Origin of the sequence: Paenibacillus barcinonensis, assembly GCF_003217495.1 — a bacterium.
GTDB lineage: Bacteria > Bacillota > Bacilli > Paenibacillales > Paenibacillaceae > Paenibacillus > Paenibacillus barcinonensis.
Genome location: NZ_QJSW01000010.1, coordinates 147,470 through 165,577 on the forward strand (window position 1 = coordinate 147,470; position 18,108 = coordinate 165,577).

General features: G+C 44.7%; 15 protein-coding genes and 1 pseudogene. 13 read left to right on the top strand and 3 right to left on the bottom strand.

What is annotated here, in order from left to right; genetic code table 11:
* Positions 1-35: 35 nt before the first annotated feature.
* Positions 36-650, bottom strand: a complete 615-nt coding sequence (locus DFQ00_RS16535) for a TetR/AcrR family transcriptional regulator (protein ID WP_110897594.1) — start codon at positions 648-650, stop codon at positions 36-38.
* Between the two features lie 138 nt (positions 651-788).
* Between DFQ00_RS16535 and DFQ00_RS16540 the strand changes: the two genes are divergently transcribed.
* From DFQ00_RS16540 to DFQ00_RS16560, 5 genes are all read left to right on the top strand, one after another.
* On the top strand, positions 789-1,556 hold the full coding sequence (locus tag DFQ00_RS16540) for an alpha/beta hydrolase (protein WP_110897595.1): 768 nt from the start codon (positions 789-791) through the stop codon (positions 1,554-1,556).
* 170 nt (positions 1,557-1,726) lie between these two features.
* Complete coding sequence (locus DFQ00_RS16545; protein ID WP_244213877.1) at positions 1,727-2,419, top strand: response regulator transcription factor; 693 nt, start codon at positions 1,727-1,729, stop codon at positions 2,417-2,419.
* A gap of 17 nt (positions 2,420-2,436) precedes the next feature.
* Positions 2,437-3,849 carry a sensor histidine kinase gene (locus DFQ00_RS16550; RefSeq protein ID WP_244213878.1) on the top strand — a complete coding sequence of 471 codons (1,413 nt, stop codon included), beginning with the start codon at positions 2,437-2,439 and terminating at the stop codon, positions 3,847-3,849.
* A 117-nt stretch (positions 3,850-3,966) separates the two neighbouring features.
* The gene (locus tag DFQ00_RS16555; RefSeq protein WP_244213879.1) at positions 3,967-4,614 is read left to right on the top strand and encodes a hypothetical protein; all 648 of its coding nucleotides are present in this window, start codon (positions 3,967-3,969) and stop codon (positions 4,612-4,614) included.
* A gap of 305 nt (positions 4,615-4,919) precedes the next feature.
* Positions 4,920-5,819 carry a cation diffusion facilitator family transporter gene (locus DFQ00_RS16560; protein WP_110897597.1) on the top strand — a complete coding sequence of 300 codons (900 nt, stop codon included), beginning with the start codon at positions 4,920-4,922 and terminating at the stop codon, positions 5,817-5,819.
* Positions 5,820-5,965: 146 nt separating this feature from the next.
* Here DFQ00_RS16560 and DFQ00_RS16565 read toward each other — a convergent pair whose 3' ends face one another.
* Positions 5,966-6,436, bottom strand: a complete 471-nt coding sequence (locus tag DFQ00_RS16565; protein WP_110897598.1) for a ferritin-like domain-containing protein — start codon at positions 6,434-6,436, stop codon at positions 5,966-5,968.
* 113 nt (positions 6,437-6,549) lie between these two features.
* Positions 6,550-7,020, bottom strand: a complete 471-nt coding sequence (locus DFQ00_RS16570; protein WP_110897599.1) for a hypothetical protein — start codon at positions 7,018-7,020, stop codon at positions 6,550-6,552.
* A gap of 107 nt (positions 7,021-7,127) precedes the next feature.
* Here DFQ00_RS16570 and DFQ00_RS16575 point away from each other — a divergent pair, with 107 nt between their 5' ends.
* From DFQ00_RS16575 to DFQ00_RS16615, 8 genes and pseudogenes are all read left to right on the top strand, one after another.
* Complete coding sequence (locus DFQ00_RS16575; protein ID WP_244213880.1) at positions 7,128-7,439, top strand: PRD domain-containing protein; 312 nt, start codon at positions 7,128-7,130, stop codon at positions 7,437-7,439.
* A 16-nt stretch (positions 7,440-7,455) separates the two neighbouring features.
* Positions 7,456-8,645 (top strand): annotated as a pseudogene (locus tag DFQ00_RS16585) (glycoside hydrolase family 1 protein).
* Positions 8,646-8,822: 177 nt separating this feature from the next.
* Positions 8,823-9,563, top strand: coding sequence for a type I methionyl aminopeptidase (map, locus tag DFQ00_RS16590; RefSeq protein ID WP_110897602.1), 741 nt, complete (start codon positions 8,823-8,825; stop codon positions 9,561-9,563).
* 302 nt (positions 9,564-9,865) lie between these two features.
* Positions 9,866-11,293 (top strand): MFS transporter, encoded by a 1,428-nt coding sequence (locus tag DFQ00_RS16595; RefSeq protein ID WP_244213881.1) that lies wholly within the window; start codon positions 9,866-9,868, stop codon positions 11,291-11,293.
* A 63-nt stretch (positions 11,294-11,356) separates the two neighbouring features.
* The gene (locus tag DFQ00_RS16600; protein WP_110897603.1) at positions 11,357-12,571 is read left to right on the top strand and encodes a macrolide family glycosyltransferase; all 1,215 of its coding nucleotides are present in this window, start codon (positions 11,357-11,359) and stop codon (positions 12,569-12,571) included.
* 358 nt (positions 12,572-12,929) lie between these two features.
* Complete coding sequence (locus tag DFQ00_RS16605; RefSeq protein ID WP_110897604.1) at positions 12,930-14,228, top strand: NCS2 family permease; 1,299 nt, start codon at positions 12,930-12,932, stop codon at positions 14,226-14,228.
* 239 nt (positions 14,229-14,467) lie between these two features.
* Positions 14,468-15,451 (top strand): alpha/beta hydrolase, encoded by a 984-nt coding sequence (locus DFQ00_RS16610; protein WP_110897605.1) that lies wholly within the window; start codon positions 14,468-14,470, stop codon positions 15,449-15,451.
* Positions 15,452-15,680: 229 nt separating this feature from the next.
* A complete protein-coding gene (locus DFQ00_RS16615) occupies positions 15,681-18,059 on the top strand; it encodes a glycoside hydrolase family 95 protein (RefSeq protein ID WP_110897606.1) in 2,379 nt (792 codons plus the stop codon).
* Positions 18,060-18,108: the final 49 nt, after the last annotated feature.

Below are 18,108 nucleotides of genomic sequence, written 5' to 3' on the forward strand. Positions count from 1 at the left end.
GGTGAGTGATTCAGGAACAGCTTGTCAAGTCATCGTCATTTCGTTACCCCGTTGAGAAAAAAATGCACAATCTTCTCCGCCAAAACACGTTCAGACTCATATTTCTCCGAATCATGCTCCCGGTTGCCCATTAACATTAGTGTAGAGAAAGCCTCTGCCAGAAAGAACGGATCTTCTTCGCGAAATATCTTCTGCTCCATCGCAAGCTTGAAATGTAGGGCCAAAACCTCATGAATCTGATGCTCCGCTTCACGTATAGCACGAATTTGCGCTTCTTCCAGCAAAGGCTCCGCTTCACGCATCATCGTTTCGATCTCTCCATGCGGATTCGCCAGACGTGCTGCGGCTAGTTGAACTAATCCGTCTTGCAGGTGCTCTGCCTCCTCCAGCATACGCGCTGTAATTTTTCGTACATTCTGCAGCATCGTTGTCATTGCAGCCTGGAATAGATCCGCTTTGCTCGCGAAATGATAATATATAGTCGGTTTGGATACACCACATTTCTTGCCAATCTGCTGAAGTGTTACTGACTCGTATCCAAATTCTTTAAATAGGGTGGAGGCTGTATAAATTATCGTTTGCTGGATGGAAATATCATTGTCTGTCTGCTTGGGTCTGCCCCGTAAACGTTTGGGTACTTGTGCTGGCATAGATTCGTACACACTCCTTCATCAACATTTTATGTTAAAAGATACATTTAAGCAAAGAGTCTTGTAATTTTACTTACCAGTAAATATAATATTATTCGGCGTTAAATAAGATAAATCAAAGGATGGGGAAATCAGGTTATGGCGAAGAAAGCAGCTGGCATGAACAGATGGAAAAAAATTGCGATATGGATCAGTGTGGTCATCATTGCCCTGGTTGCAGGAGTGTTTGCCTATTTGGCATCCGTAACGTATAGCCCGTCCAAGCAAGCAGAAGCCGCCATGCAGAGCGACAGCAAGGTCCTGGTAAGCGAAATCAAGCATGGATATCAATTTGAGCCGCAGGGTCAGGATGTTATACAGCCTAATATTATTTTTTACCCCGGAGGACTGGTAGAACCGGCAGGCTACGCTCCAATGGCACGAAAACTGGCGGAGCAAGGACACAGGGTCTATATTGCCAAGATGCCACTGAATTTAGCGATGTTTGGTGAAAGCCGGGCGGATACCTTTCTCGGCCTGCATCCAGACGAAACATATGTCATCGGAGGCCACTCTCTTGGAGGAGTATTTGCTTCGCGGTATGCTGCAGCCCACATAGCTCAGATCAAAGGTGTCTTTTATCTGGCATCCTATGCGGATGAGAGTGGCAAACTGGATGGCAGCAGCTTGTCCGCACTCCAGATTACGGGAAGCAAGGATGGCGTTTTGAACGGGGAAGAGTGGGAAAAAGCCAAAAACAACCTGCCCAAAGATACTACTTTTGTGAGCATTGAAGGCGGAAATCACGGTCAATTTGGCTCCTACGGCATGCAGAAGGGAGATAACACGGCTCAAATTACAGAAGCAGAGCAGCTTCAGCAGGTTATTCAGGCACTGGAAGCATGGTTGAAGAGATGGGATAAATAGACCCGCTATTCTATATTTTTAGCCTGGAGCAAACTTCATTGCTTGGAACGAAAATTCAGCAATATCTGCCGATAAACCGATGTTTTTTTGCCAAAGCATTGTTATAGTAAAGACACTTGGTTTGCATATCGCTTGGCCCGATTGGAGGAATCCTTCTGGAAAAAATACTTGTGATCGATGATGAGATCGCCATTAGAGATTTAATTGAACTGGTCCTGAGAAGAGAAAACTACGAGGTGCGGACAGCTGAAAACGGTAAAATCGGTCTGCAGCTGCTGAATTCCTTTCAACCCGATCTGGTGGTGCTTGATTTGATGCTGCCTGACTGCTCCGGGTACGACCTGTGTAAGCAAATTACCCAGGAACGGGCCGTTCCCGTTATGATGCTTTCTGCCAAAAACGAGGTGATCGACAAAGTGCTTGGACTTGAGCTAGGTGCGGAGGATTACATGACCAAACCTTTTGATAATCGGGAATTACTCGCCCGCATTAAGGTCATTTTGAGAAGAAGCGAGAGCAAGGAAGAAACGCTTGAAGAGATGGATATGAAATCTACACGGATCATTCATGAAGAGCTGACTTTTGACCTGGAAAGCCGCAGAGTGCTGAAAAATGATGAGCCTATCTCGTTAACAGCGAAAGAGTTTAAAATTCTGGAAACCTTGCTTAAACGGCCGGACAAAATTTTCACACGGGATGAGCTGCTGCAGATCGGATGGGGATATGATTTTATGGGCGACAGTCGCAGTGTGGATATGACGATTATGCGATTGCGGAAGAAGCTGGAGGATAACGCAGAGGAACCTAGGTATGTCAGGACAATCTATGGATTCGGCTACCAGCTTGGAGGTGGAGCGAACTGAAATATGCGACCCGATTAGTGCTGAATTATTTATTTTTCTCCGTACTATCCTTTGGCATCATTATTTTTGCAATCAATAAAGCGATAGATTATTACAGCTTCATCACAATTGAGAAACGGATGATCGAGAAGGCGGATCTCTCCGAGATGTCCCTCCGAGAGGTGCTGGCACAGCATAGATCATCAACTGACGCGCAGCAGACGAAGCAGATTGCCCGACTTGCTCTGGAGAAGCTGAAGGCTTCGGGCAAAGAGGTTCGAATCTATGACAGCGGCAAGCAGTTGCTTGGCTTGGCTGTGGACGGCATCATCATTAATGATGGCAAGCCGCTTATTTTTGAGAAAAATATTGAAAAAGCGCTGAATGGCAGCTATGCATACACGGTAACGGAGGACCATCTGCTTTATTTTGCAACTCCCATTCAGGATCAATATTACCAAAATGCATATGTGTATGAGTTCGTCGAGGACGTCTCGTACTTTTATGTGATGATGGATCAGATTCGTTATATTCTATTTGCTGGTGCTGGGGGCTTCATTGTATTAATCACGTTATCCAGTCTATGGATTGCACGGAATACAACCAAACCGATTAAGGTACTGCTCGGCGCTACGCAAAGCTTCTCCAGACAGGAGTTTCGAAGAGTTCATCTGAAGCGGAATGATGAGCTGGGCATGCTTGCAGATGGACTGGATCAAATGGGACAGCAGCTTGATAATTATATCCAGTATCAGAAGCAATTTGTTTCCAATGTATCGCATGAATTAAAAACACCTCTTGCCGCTATTCGTGGTTTCTCCCAATACTTGTACGAAGGTGAGAATGAAAACAAGGAGCTGCACAAAATCTATGCGCATCTGCTGCAAGAATCGGATCGGCTGACACGATTAATTAATGAACTGTTACTGTTATCCCGATTCGACAAAAACAGCTCCGGCGAGCTCGAAGTCGAAAAAACGGAAATAACTGAACTGGTTGTGCAAGTTGCAAGCCATATGGCTGCAAAGGCCAAAGAAAAAAACATCCAGATCAGCATCATGGAGGCAGAAGAGCAAGAAAAGCCGGTCAGGGGAAACCGAAGTGAAGTCTGCGCCAACGTTAATTCTACGCTCATGTCGCACGCCATCGCCAATCTCGTGGATAACGCAATTAAATATTCCGATCATCATTCACAGATTGTAATCGAGACGGAACGTACACCAAGTGAGGTGGTTATTCGAGTACGCGATCAAGGCATTGGCATTGCGGGCGATGAACTGGAACGTGTGCAGGAGCGATTTTACCGGGCAAAAAATGCAAATACAGCTAATGGTTCAGGACTCGGGCTGTCCATCTGCAAAGAAATCGTTGAGCGTTTTAACGGATATATCGACGTGGAAAGTCAGTTGGGAAAAGGAACAACCATTACAATTGTATTGCCACAAGCGTAAAGCCGTACGTCAATCAGGTAACGTTACAAGACTGATACAATTCTGTTATGAGACTAACAAATGCTTTTTTTATAATCACTTCATAAGAAGAAATCATACCTTTATGGAGGGATCATGATGAAAATTAATATTAAAGCTTCAGCTATTATCCTATTAGGAGCACTACTGACATCGGCACTGACAGGCTGTCAATCCAATCAGGTCAAGTCACCAGAAGCTGCGTCCCCTTCGGGAAATTCCGAAGGACAGAGTACTGTAGTGGTGAAGGAAGGTTCAAAACAAAAGGAAGGCAATGTGGTGCTGAAGGAGCTTGCTTTTATGTTTAAAGGGAAGACGATTGCGATCTCCGATACAGCAAACGAAGAACAGTTGGAGCAGATGCTGGGAAAAGCAGAACATGTGAAGTCTCATACGTATCGTGCAGATGATGGGACCAACATGGATACTTTGATTGGCTTTACGGAAAAAGTATACACGTATCCGGGACTGAAAATTAAAACAATCAGTATTCCCGATGGAAAACAAGACTCAATCTTTCATATCCAAATTACCGATCCCAAGTATGCGACAGTGCGAAATATTAAAGCAGGCGACAGCCTGGATACACTCAAAAATGCTTACCCGGAGGGGAGACTCGTCGGTGAAGGAGCCCCTGAAGAGGAGGATGATTTTCGCTACGAGCCATCCAATTATGTGGATGTGATGTCATTCCATATCAAGGATGCCAAGGTGGAAAGCATTCAGATCTACAGCCTGCTCGACTAAAATTATAATTATGCAAAACAGCGTTTCCTACGCTCCAGCTTAGACTAAATCTGTCCGAAGTCGGGCAGTTTTTTTATGTAGTCTGAATTATATTTGTGACTGTTGAATCACAGACAAAACTCTTCTCTAGAAAACATAACAAGTACAAGTTTGCCATACACAACTTTTTTGGATTTCTATTAAACTCTTGGCGCTCTCAGATTATGTTGTCTCACACTTAAAACGTTTCTCTAGACCCACACAAATGTTCAATGATACCATCATACAAGTGTTGATAGAGTTGAAGATTGCAGGGGGAACTGAAGGTGGATCAACTAAGATATGATAATTTAAAACTCGGGGAGCGCGGAGCGATTATCAGCATCGTCGCTTATATATGTTTGACTGCACTGAAGCTGGTCATTGGTACGATGGCTGGTTCGGAAGCGCTCAAGGCAGATGGACTGAATAATGCAACGGACATCGTTGCGTCTATTGCGGTATTGATCGGCTTAAAGCTCGCACAGCGGCCGGCTGATAAAGATCATACATATGGTCACTGGAGAGCAGAAACGGTTGCGTCACTGGTTGCTTCGTTCATTATGATGGCTGTCGGACTTCAAGTTTTATTCGAAGCCTTTGGTTCTGTTTTTCAAGGCAAGCATGAGTCCCCAGATCTTCTTGCGGCATATACAGGTGTTTTCTGTGCGGTAATTATGTACCTCGTTTATCGGTATAACAAGAGATTGGCTACACGGATTAAAAGTCAGGCAGTCATGGCTGCCGCACGGGACAATATTTCTGATGCATGGGTAAGTATCGGTGCAGTGATCGGGATTGTAGGCTCACAATTTGGTCTGCCATGGCTTGACCCAGTAACGGCGATAATCGTCGGTTTGCTGATCTGCAAGACGGCATGGGATATTTTCAGAGAAGCTACCCACCATCTTACGGATGGCTTCGATGTGGAACTGATTCAGGAATATCGTGATACGATTGCCGGAATTGATGGGGTCGAGACGGTAAAGGATGTAAGAGCGCGTAATTATGGCAGCAATGCTGTTGTGGACGTTGTGATCACGGTTCGAGGTGATTTGGACTTGCAGCAAGCCCATGATATCTGTACCGATGTCGAGAATGAGCTGCTGGATGAACATGATGTGTATACGGTACATGTACATGTAGAGCCGGAGCCGGAGCCTGAAAATGCCAAAGAATGTTTGTGATAGTTCGGAACGTATATCACTTAATTCAGAATTTAAAAACCAGTAAACGATATTGTTTACTGGTTTTTTGACGAGTATCAAGTGTGCCTGTCTTCCAGGCGAACACATTTTCTTCAGTAGACTCCAACCAGAGTGGACACAAGAAGTTACTTGGGCATATTGTAGATAATCAGGTTATTGTATTTATCCGCATGTTTCTGTTCATCCAGAATAATGCCCCAAACGGTGTCCTTGTATATACCGTAGGGAAGGCCAAACCATATTTTTCTATACTTCTCCACTGCAGCAAGTTCCCCTTGAAACGCCTTTTGCAGTCCGCCAAGATAAGATGAGACGGTTTCAGGAGGTTCACTGCTAACACCCGTGATCTCCTGGCCTGTGAGGTCCTTATACATCTGTCTGAACATCATGTTATGCCCGCGTTCATCATCACGAATGCTTGTAATGATAGCCACCTGATGAGAATCAGGGGCCATGCGAATGAGAGCATCATAGAACATTTCATCATTGCGTTCTCCTTGCACAGCGGATTGAATCAATCCCAAAGCTTCTGTGGTTGATGTCGCCCATACAGGAGTAAATGTATTTCTGTAATAATGCGGATACGCCGTGTACATTACAATCCCTCCATAACCATTATGGATTATGATATGCACAGGCGCCCAGTGACGTTAACGAGATGCAATGATTTTATGCGCAGGCGCCCGTCTCAGAGTATCTCCACACTCCTTTACGTTTTGGAGCCCTGATGGGAATGCTCCGGCAAAGCAATCTTCAGAAGTTTACTGTAACCGTAAGCAAGCATCAGGGGCAGGAAATAAGACCAGAAGGTCCAGAAGATATTCCATCCGTTGAAATAAATAACATGTCCCAGCAGCTTGCCCGTCCATTCAATCAACGTTAACAGAAGGGCTGAAATGACGATGGAGGGCCAAGGTCTGGTATGTCTGACCAGAATCATATACATCATAATACAGCCGGTTACGGGATAGATGCCGAGGTCCATTGGAAGAGCAGCAAAGCCTTGATTGCGTGTATTCGGCAGAATGTTCCAGAAAAAATTAAAGCCTACACTGTTGATGCTTGAAGACAAAGCGACGCCGAGGGGAAAATAAATCACGAAAAATCTGTAGTGCCCTCTAAGAACCCACGCTCCTATGAGCAGGGGAATGAGCATGCCTACAACTACATTAATCAACATATCATTTTCCTCCAAATTGCCCGGATTCATGTTTCACGCAACAGTTGTCATCTGGTTAAGATGCCCTTACGGAAGTTATATAATGCATTGAGCAAAGTAAAAATACAATGCTGCATGTTAAAGATATTCTCAACATTATTCGCATTCATTATGGGATTGAGCTGGATACATTAAGCATTAATTATTCACGTTTTTTGACTCATTTGCAGTTTTTTGTTCAGCGATTGCTGGAGAATACGATGCTTGAATCCAAGGATGATGAGCTGCTTGAACGAATCTCCATGAAATACCCGGAGGAAGGAAGTTGCGTTTCCAAGATTAACAATTATATTGGCGCCAAATTCGAACGATTTATGGCCAATGAAGAAAGGTTGTATCTCATCATTCAGATTAGCCGAGTGATGGATAGAGCGCATTAACAGGAAGGATGATTATATGACTACAAGCCGAACATTCCCTGAAGGGTTTTTATGGGGCGGCGCAATTGCAGCGAATCAGGCAGAGGGAGCCTGGAATGTGAAAGGTAAGGGCATTTCCACTGCAGATTTAGCAACCAATAAGAAGAATATTAGCAAGGGTGACTATAAAAAAACAAAATGCTGTGAGCTCGGAGCAGCTTGCGATAGCTCTTACAGATCAATCAACATTAAATTATCCGAAACGAAGAGGGTTTACTTTTCTACGATCGCCTGTTTGATGAGATGATTAAAAATGGCATTGAACCCCTCGTTACCTTGTCTCATTATGAAATGCCAATGTATCTGGTGGATCATTATGGTGGGTGGACTTCGAGAGAAGTGCTCGATTTCTTTGTACGCTTTAGCACAACGGTCTTCAACCGGTATAAGAATGCAAGTGCATATGCTGTGAAGCTTTGCCATGAGATCATTCCGAATGCCGAGATCGGCTGCATGTTGACAAGCCTGCTGCATTATCCGCATACGTGTAATCCGCTGGATGTGCTGGCGGCACATAAGAATAATCAGTTTAATCTGTTTTTCACCGATGTACAGGTACGCGACGCTTATCCTGGTTATATCGAGAGATATTTTAAAGAGCAGGGCATCGTTATTAAAAAAGCTGAGGGGGACAGCGAGCTGCTGCAGACCTACACAGCGGACATCATATCGTTCAGCTATTATAACTCCTTTGTTGCAAGTGCGGATAGCGAAGGTTTAGAGACGGTTAGTGGTAACACGATGGAAGGCGTGAAAAATCCGTACCTGCCTGTCAGTGATTGGGGATGGCAGATCGACCCGATTGGTTTGAGATTGGCACTTAACAATTTGTATAGTCGTTATCAGGTTCCTTTGTTCATTGTAGAAAATGGTCTAAGGGCCTACGATACTGTTGAAGAGCACGGGACAATCCGTGATCCGTATCGCATTGAATACTTGCGTTCCCATATCGAGCAAATGCACGAGGCGTTACTGGATGGTGTTGAAATTATAGGATATACCGTCTGGGGAATTATAGATCTGATTAGCTATTCTTCTTCGGAAATGGAAAAACGCTATGGTCTAATCCATGTGGATCAGGATAATGACGGAAACGGTACGCTGGAGAGAAAACGGAAGGAGAGCTTCTTCTGGTACCAAAATGTGATCTCCAGCAATGGACTATAACTTGAATGAAAAAGGGTGAGCTGCGGTTCATCCTTTTTTATTTGTTACATATGCATAATAAGATGCAGCATAGCGTGGTTCTATGCTTTTTCAACGCAAAATGTTGCAAATTACATTAATTTATGTTGGAATGAGATGAACGTTTTAGAATGAAGAAGGATCGTGAGGTCAGCGCATATGATTGCAAAAACAGAAGAAGATTTTAATGGGTTGAAGGAAATTGGCAGAATTGTTGCTTCCATTCGAGATAACCTGGTGGAGCGCACAGCTCCGGGAGTAACGACTAAACAATTGGATGATCTGGCCGGGGAGTTGTTCGAAAAAGAAGGAGCGATCTCTGCTCCAAAAGGTGAATATAACTTTCCTGGTTTTACGTGCATTAGTGTCAATGAAGAGGTCGCTCACGGCATTCCGGGCAATCGCGTTATTCAGGAAGGCGATATCGTTAATATTGATGTTTCCGGCTCCAAAAACGACTATTTCGCGGATACAGGCATTTCATTTGTTGTAGGTCAGGGAGAAGAAGTATTAACGAAAATATGTGACGTAGCCAAGCTAGCCTTTGAGGCAGGTTTAAAAAAGGCTAATCCTGGCTCCAAAAAGAGTGGCATTGGCAAAGCTGTTTTCCTGACAGCTCGCCAGCATGGGTTAACCGTTATTCGCAACCTGACAGGACATGGAGTGGGACGTGCAATTCACGAAGCACCAGATCATATCTATAATTATAATGACACGTCAGATGACGAGCTGTTGAAGGAAGGTATGGTTATTGCCTTTGAACCCTTCATCTCTACATCCGAAGAAGAAGTGTATCAAAAAGGCGATGGATGGACCTTTGCAACAAAGAACAGCCATGTGGCACAGATTGAACATACGATTATTCTCTCCAAAAAAGGACCGATCATTATTACGCTGTAACTATAGAGAGTATTAAAAGTTTTGAGAGTCATACGTAAAAGCCGATTCCAGATGTGGAATCGGCTTTTGCGTTATGGCAAAACTGAAAAGTTTAAGCAGTTTACCGTAATCGCTCTCATTAACGAAGGTTTAGAATCCTTTTTATCAACATACGTCGTACCTTTATCCGAGCTGCCAATAATAAATGGGCTTACTCGGGCTTCTTTTTAAACATTTTCATTTACAAAGTAGTTTTGTTATTCTATATTAAAGATACATCTGCAGGTGTAATTTACTAATATTTCAATATTTGTGAGGTATGCATGACAGAACACAAGACCGTCGGCATTTTTGACAGACAATATAGAGCTATGACGATTGGCATTATGCTGGTATTAACCACCTCGGCTTTTGAAGGGCTGGCGATCACAACCATTGCTGCGAAGATTGCTCAAGACATGCAGGGGCTTCATTTATATGGCTGGATTTTCAGTGCATTTTTGTTATCTCAGCTCGTAGGAACACTGGTGATGGGCCAGCAAGTGGATAAACAAGGTGTATTTAATTCCATGCTTGTATCGTTTACGGTTTTTGTGCTCGGAACCATTATTGCGGCTGCCTCCTTGAACATGTATATGCTCATTGGAGGAAGGGCCTTTCAAGGATTCGGTGCTGGAGCATTAATAACATGTGTCTATGCGTGTGTAACGTTATATTATCCAGATTCTCTGCGAACTCAGATTTTGGCGGCTTTCTCTATGGCTTTTGTGTTGCCTTCGTTAATCGGACCTTATTTCGCAGGACTCATCGCTTCTTATATATCTTGGCGATTTGTTTTTTGGATTGTTATTCCATTGATTGCAATCGCTCTTCTCCTTACATATCGATCATTTCGTGATTTACAACGTAGTCAGCAGGTTACAGGAGGAGCACGAGCCATTGACTCAAGAACAGGGCAGGCCATCTTACTAGCAATTGGAACCGGTTTATTGCTGACAGGTCTTGGCATGATTACAAACTGGCAGGGTATAGCTCTTTCAATGGGTGGATTAATGATCATGATACCGTTAATGCACAAATTGTTGCCTCAAGGGACATTTTTGGTCCAAGCAGGTTTACCGGCTACGTTGGTAACGAGAGGATTGTATGTGGCTTGTTATTTCGCTACAGAAAGTTTTGTTATTCTGGGGCTGACGGAGCTCAAGGGGTTATCCGCAGATACTGCCGGCCTGCTGGTAGCAGCAGGCTCTTTAAGCTGGTCCGGTGCAGCATGGCTGCAAGCCAGACTGGATGCAAAAGATCGGGGTGAAGGGCGTAAACGGAGAGTTATGCTTGGAATCGGGACGATGATTGGCGGGGTTATGCTCGTCATACTCGCTTTATTTTTACAAGATACGGGGATCATGCTCATTCTAATCTCTCAAATTATTATTGGATTTGGTGTCGGTCTGGCTAACCCGACAACAGCAGTCATCGCTCTACAATATGCCGAGCTAGGACATGAAGGAAAGATGTCTGCCAATCTGCAGTTTGTCGATTCCTTTTATGTAGCTATGAGCATTGGTGTCAGCGGTGCCCTTGTTGCATTAGCCGAGACAATGAGATGGGGGATATCGACAGGTATTTTTATGGTGCTGATGCTTCAGTTACTATTGGTTTTACTTAGCTTTCTGTCCTCTTTACGGATTTCAATCCTTGCTCGTCACAAGCATTCGTCCGCTGGACAGAAAATAGATACACTTCCGATGTAACATAACAACCCGGTCAGACAACATGCAGATCGGAGGAAATATTACATTCAGGAGGTGCGCGAGATGGCGCGTGTGTTAGTTGTGATTACTCCGGCTGAAGGTCATGTGAACCCCTCTTTGGGGTTAATCACGGAGCTGGTCAACCTTGGAGAAGAAGTTGTTTATGTGACTGTAGAGGAGTACCGTTCGCGGATGGAGCAGACAGGGGCCCGGGTTATGACGTATCCCTTTCTGCAAGATGCTTTCTCTCATGATCCGGTTTTGAAACCCTTGGAATATCGCCATCCTTATCAATTTATACACATGGTTACTTGTGGTGTCATCCCCCAGATGATTCCCGAAGTTCTTCGTGTGATAGAGCATCAGACATTTGACTATCTGATCTACGATTCCCTTATGGGCTGGGGAGGCAAAATATTGGCTGAAAAGTTAGGGATTCCCGCTGTCTGTTCCATAACTTCTTTTGCGTTTGTTGAGCCTCTGGGCAAAAATGTAGGATCACTTAATGAAGAACATAGTTATACACAGCAACTGTATGAAGCAATCATGAACGCTGCGCAAGAGATCGCTGCAGAGTATCAGGTCAGTGTACCTGCTGTGGAAGACATTATGGCACATACCGGCCAGTTGAAAATTGTATACACAAGCCGTTATTTTCAGCCGCGAGCAGATGAACTGGATGACCGATATCTATTTACGGGTCCATCAATTATCCCGCGGCAGGATGCTCCTGCGTTCCCGTTTCGTCTGCTTCGTGAACGTCATTCCGAGACAGTATACATTTCAATGGGAACGATACTGAATAAAAACCTGGAGTTTTATAAATTATGCTTTGATGCATTAAAGGATCTGCCCATTAACGTTGTTTTATCTTCTGGCAAATACACAGACCTTGAAGCTCTTGAGGGGCTTATCCCTGACAATTTCATCGTGAAGCCGTACGTTGCACAGCTTGAAATACTGCAGCACACAAACGTTTTTGTTACACATGCGGGAATGAATAGTGTAAGCGAAGCATTGTATTTCGATGTTCCACTTGTCATGATCCCTATGACCTCAGATCAACCTTTCGTTGCTGCTCGTGTAAACGAACTTGGTGCAGGGGTTGTATTGGATCAACATCACCTGAGCGCAGCCCTTTTAAGGGAGGCGGTGATGGAAGTACTGCACAATCCAGACTATCAAAAGCAGGCTCATCTCATCGGTGAATCTTTGAGACAAGCTGGCGGGTACACACGTGCTGCGGCAGCCATTATGCAGCAATTTGCCAAGGTATAAACGTGATCGCCAGTTTAATCTTATGCAACAACGAATAACATAAACATGAATGAGACCCCCCTTTCTTCATTTCAGTTAAAAGAAGAGAGGGGGGTTCACTTGTTCATCCTTATGAAGATCATCATTTATCTGTAAATAAAAACGATCACAATTGCAGCCGGAGCGTAAAATAATCTTATTTCTGTTCACACGTTTCATCTCCCCGAAAAACGAAAATTATACATTGATTTTGTTAAAATAGTTCGTAAATACTGTGAACAAGTACGCTTTTCCATTGACATCGGATGTTATATTTAATAAAATTCGAAATGGACTTTAGAGTTGAAGGACAATATGAAAGTTGGAGGCTGGCTTTACGATGGACAACTGGTTCAAACTGAAAGAAAGAGGCACCACCGTTTCAACTGAAATTATTGCAGGGATTACAACATTTTTCACGATGGTATACATAGTGGTAGTGAATCCTGGAATCCTCAGCGGTACAGGCATGAGCTTTAATGGTGTATTTATCGCTACGATTCTGGCGAGTATTGTGGCTACCTTAATTATGGGGCTCTGGTCCAATTACCCGATTGTCATTGCACCTGGTATGGGCTTGAATGCCTTTTTCGCGTTTAGTGTTGTACAGGGATATGGCGTATCGTGGCAGACAGCGCTCGGTGCTGTGTTTATTGCAGGTGTTTTATTTATCATTCTATCGCTCACATCCTTTCGCTACATGCTGCTGGATGCAATTCCGGCGAGTCTCAAACATGCCATTACGGCAGGCATTGGATTATTCATTACAACTGTAGGTTTGCAAAATGCGGGCATTATCGCGAATTCCGAATCTACTCTGATTACACTTGGTAATTTGGCGCAGCCTATGACGTATCTGACGTTGATCGGATTAATTATTACGGTTACGCTGATGGCCTACAATGTGAAGGGATACCTATTCATTGGTATGGTCATTACGGCAATCATTGCCTGGTTCATGGGTCTGTTCCAAATGCCGGAATCGATGGTAGCCATGCCATCAGGTCTTGGGGAGACAGCGTTCCAGATGGATCTCGCTGGTGTTTTCTCCAATGGGCTATATACCATTATCTTCACCTTTTTGCTTATTACCTTGTTTGACACAACGGGAACGATGCTGGGCGTTGCAGAGCAAGCCGGATTGCTCAAAGACGGTAAGTTTCCGCGTTCCCGCGGTGCGTTGCTGGCAGATGCTGTCGGTACAACGACGGGGGCCTTGCTGGGTACAAGCCCAACCTCGGCCTATATTGAGTCCAGTACAGGTGTCGCTGCTGGAGGAAGAACAGGACTAACTGCGGTAACTGTAAGTATACTGCTTGGACTAACTCTGTTTTTCAGCCCGATTGTGAGCGTTATATCCAGCATTCCTGCAATCACATCTCCGGCTCTGATTATTGTTGGTTTCTTCATGATTAGTGTAATTAGCAAAATGAACTGGAGTGATCTCGAAGAGGCCTTCCCGGCCTTCCTGATCATTATCCTCATGCCATTAACTCATAGCATTGCAACCGGCATCGGTATTGGCTTTATTTTCTATCCTGTGCTCAAGCTGCTTCGTGGTAAAGGCAAGGATGTTCATCCGATCTTTTATATTTTCGCAATACTGTTCTTCATTCAACTTGTTTTCCTTGACCACTAGAAGAGGATCTGAAGTGAATGTGGAATTCACAGGAGAGAGCTGCTTTCATCCAAGCAGTTCTCTTTTTTATTTTATTTTATTTTAGCATGCACGTATGCTGAACGAGCTTTTGACATCCGCCATGAGCCCTGTTCATACTCTGTTCATATTGGCGTCACTGTAACGACATCTTGTTCGATTATACTGAGCAGAAGTCATCAAGATACTTTATTAGACTCAAGGGACAGGAGAAGATTGGAATGGGAGAGATCGTAGAGATCAAGCAAAAAGAGAAGAAACCCGGAAGAAAACGAAAGTTATTATTAAAAATAGGCGGAAGTATTCTCGGAGCACTTGTATTATTTATGGGCATTGTGTTTGTGGTCAACGTGATTAGCAACGGGATGGAAAAGAAACAAATTGACTCTTATGGACAGTACGTGCAAGTGGATGGCAAAAAAATGAACGTATCCATACAGGGGGACGGCGAGCAGACCATTGTGCTGCTTCCAGGGCAAGGAACCCCCTCACCGGTGCTGGATTTCAAATTGTTGATTGATCAACTGACCTCCGACTATAAAGTGGTAGCAATTGAACCCTTAGGCTATGGATTGAGTGATCGCACCGAGAAGGAGCGAACCACGGAAAACATCGTCAGTGAGATTCATGAGGCTGTAGAACAGCTCGGTCTGAAGCGTTATATCCTGATGGGTCATTCCATCACAGGCTTGTATGGTGTCTCCTATGTAAAGCAATATCCGGATGAAGTAATGGCCTTTGTTGGCATTGACAGCAGTGTGCCGAATCAGCCTGGCATGGATGTGAAATTGCCGCTGAAGTCCATGCAGTTCCTTCAATCCTCGGGGCTGATGCGATTGCTCAAAAAGCTGAGTGCTGACCCTTACGATGCAATGGACTACGATGAGCATACCAAGGAGCAGATGAATCTGATCTCGAATCAAGTCGCCACCAATTCAACACTAATGAATGAACTGAAAAATCTGGGCTCCAACTTCAAAAATGCAGAGCACATGATATATCCGCGTGAGCTGCCGATATTGCTGTTTGTGCAATCCAACAACGATAATAATCCGAAATGGCTGCCACTACATGAGGAGCAGATCAAACAATCCGATCAGGGCAAACTGGTACCAATGGAAGGTTCACACTATCTGCACCATACGAAATATAAAGAGATCGCGGAGCAGTTCAAAGAATTTATGAAACAAATTCAACTGAAATAATACTCTGATATAGAAAAGCGTCGCCGTACCCGGTGGCGCTTTTGTGCTCTAACTTACAGAAATAAAGTCCTCGATTGGGATTATAAGTCATATTTGTTATTCGTTTAATTTTTTCCACATCATTTTTATCGAATTATATATCCTCTCCCCGGATTGAAAGATATAATGATTGCTGAACAAGTTTTCATATATGTCCAAAATACGTGTGCATTTGGAGGGAACAATCAGCATGAATATTCAGTTTGGTTCTCCAGCCGCCTATTGGGTTGAAGCACTGCCGATCGGCAACGGCAAGCTGGGTGGAATGGTTTTTGGTGGTATCGAAAAAGAACGCATTGCATTAAACGAAGATACGTTATGGTCGGGCTATGTTCAGGACTGGAACAACCCGGAAGCACGGGAGGTCTTGCCCCGAATCAGAGAGCTGATTGCCAATAAACAGTATGTAGAGGCTGATCTGCTGAGTAAAAAAATGATGGGGCCCTTCACACAATCGTACCTTCCATTTGGCGATCTGGAGCTGGTTATGGAGCATGGTCAGTTATGTGAACGGAAAACGTATCAACGCAAACTGGATATATCAACAGGTGTTGTAAGCGTTTCCTACGAAATTGGCGGCGTACGTTATGATCGAGAGGTCTTCGCCTCACATCCTGATCAAGGCATTGTCATTCGTTTGACAGCAAGCAAGGAGGGCAGATTAAGCTTCCGTACTCGATTGAGTAGCCCGTTGAGACACACAACCTCGGTTGCAAATGCTCAATTCGAGTTGTCGGGGACGGCTCCAGAGTATGTATCACCTAACTATCATGATGTTGAAGTTCCTGTGCGTTATGGAGATTCTGAATCTAACCGTGCGATGTCTTTCCATGGCCGGATAGCAGTCTCTCATACTGGCGGCACCCTGCATTCAAACGGAAGCGAACTGCAAATCATTGATGCGACTGAAGCGGTAATCTATTTTGCAGGAGCCACGAGTTATGCTGCCAAGGAGCAGGTGAATGGAACGCCAAAGTCTCCTGCAACCCAAACCGCAGACGTTATTCAGAAGATTATGACACATGATTATAATGAGTTGCTTCAACGCCATGTGCAGGATCATCAAGCTTTGTTCAACCGTGTACAGTTACATCTAGGTGACAGTATGGCTCCCGAGCACATGTCTACAGATGAACGTATCGAGAAATACGGAAGCAGCGATCCGGGATTAGTAGAGCTGCTGTTCAACTATGGTCGTTATTTGATGATTGCCAGCTCCAGACCCGGAACACTGCCAGCCAACTTGCAGGGGATCTGGAATCAGGATACACGGGCTCCTTGGAGCAGCAACTATACCCTCAATATTAACGCAGAGATGAACTACTGGCCTGCGGAGACATGTAATATGGCCGAGCTGCATGAACCGCTGATTGATTTTATCGGCAAGCTCGCAGTGAATGGACGTAAAACCGCTGAGATCAACTATGGAGCTCAAGGCTGGGTTGCTCACCACAATGCGGATATCTGGGGACAGACAGCCCCGGTAGGCGATTATGGCGAAGGTGATCCGGTATGGGCACTGTGGATGATGGGCGGTGTATGGCTGACACAGCATCTGTGGGAGCATTATGCATTCTCGGAAAATAAACAGTTCTTGCAGGAAACAGCCTACCCGATCATGAAGGATGCAGCTCTGTTCTGTCTGGACTGGCTTATCGAAAATAAAGAAGGACGGCTCGTTACATCCCCCTCCACATCACCCGAGATGAAATTTGTTGTTAACGGTGAGCATGCAGCGGTTAGCGAAGCAACAACGATGGATATTTCACTGATCTCCGAACTGTTTGATAACTGCATTCAAGCGGCTGAAGTGCTGGAAACAGACAATGAATTCGCTGATCTCCTGCGCGCGAAGAAGGAGCAACTGCTTCCGCTGAAGATTGATGCACAGGGACGGCTTCAGGAGTGGAGTGAAGACTTCACTGAGGAAGACCCGCAGCACCGCCATGTTTCCCATCTGGTGGGTGTATTCCCTGGAAGACTCATTACACAGAAAAAATCACCTGATCTGATGCGCGCTGCCCGCACTTCGCTTGAGATTCGTGGAGATGGGGGCACGGGCTGGAGTCTGGGCTGGAAAATCGGTCTGTGGGCAAGATTCGGAGAAGGCAATCGTGCCGAGCAGCTGATCTCCAATCTCTTGACCCTTGTCAAGGCGCATGAGCCAGGCAAACATGAGCAGGGCGGGGTATATGCCAACCTGTTTGATGCTCATCCACCGTTCCAGATAGATGGCAATTTCGCAGCAACAGCGGGTATTGCCGAGATGCTGCTGCAATCCCACCAAGGCTATTTGGAGTTCCTGCCAGCATTGCCGGAGCGCTGGTCTACAGGTTATGTTAAAGGTCTGAGAGCAAGAGGCGGATTCGAGATCAGTCTTCGTTGGGAAAATGGAAAGCTGATCGAGGCTGAAATTCTGTCACACACAGGTAATACATGTTACCTGCAATCTGCACCAGGCATGAAGGTCCGTCTCAATGAAGCTGAAGTAGAAATACATGCAGAGCAAGACGATCAAATAAGCGTGCCAACGCAAACAGGAGAAACGTATATTATTTCATTTGAATAAACAATGAGTAAATGTTGATGGATGACTTCGGGTGGATTGAACTGAATTA

Excerpts from the sequence above, each read along its gene's own strand:
- DFQ00_RS16570 (WP_110897599.1), bottom strand. The coding sequence starts at position 7,020 with ATGTTGATTAATGTAGTTGTAGGCATGCTCATTCCCCTGCTCATAGGA.
- DFQ00_RS16615 (WP_110897606.1), top strand. The coding sequence starts at position 15,681 with ATGAATATTCAGTTTGGTTCTCCAGCCGCCTATTGGGTTGAAGCACTG.
- DFQ00_RS16610 (WP_110897605.1), top strand. The coding sequence starts at position 14,468 with ATGGGAGAGATCGTAGAGATCAAGCAAAAAGAGAAGAAACCCGGAAGA.
- map (WP_110897602.1), top strand. The coding sequence starts at position 8,823 with ATGATTGCAAAAACAGAAGAAGATTTTAATGGGTTGAAGGAAATTGGC.
- DFQ00_RS16605 (WP_110897604.1), top strand. The coding sequence starts at position 12,930 with ATGGACAACTGGTTCAAACTGAAAGAAAGAGGCACCACCGTTTCAACT.
- DFQ00_RS16535 (WP_110897594.1), bottom strand. The coding sequence starts at position 650 with ATGCCAGCACAAGTACCCAAACGTTTACGGGGCAGACCCAAGCAGACA.
- DFQ00_RS16600 (WP_110897603.1), top strand. The coding sequence starts at position 11,357 with ATGGCGCGTGTGTTAGTTGTGATTACTCCGGCTGAAGGTCATGTGAAC.
- DFQ00_RS16555 (WP_244213879.1), top strand. The coding sequence starts at position 3,967 with ATGAAAATTAATATTAAAGCTTCAGCTATTATCCTATTAGGAGCACTA.
- DFQ00_RS16575 (WP_244213880.1), top strand. The coding sequence starts at position 7,128 with ATGCTGCATGTTAAAGATATTCTCAACATTATTCGCATTCATTATGGG.
- DFQ00_RS16540 (WP_110897595.1), top strand. The coding sequence starts at position 789 with ATGGCGAAGAAAGCAGCTGGCATGAACAGATGGAAAAAAATTGCGATA.
- DFQ00_RS16565 (WP_110897598.1), bottom strand. The coding sequence starts at position 6,436 with ATGTACACGGCGTATCCGCATTATTACAGAAATACATTTACTCCTGTA.
- DFQ00_RS16595 (WP_244213881.1), top strand. The coding sequence starts at position 9,866 with ATGACAGAACACAAGACCGTCGGCATTTTTGACAGACAATATAGAGCT.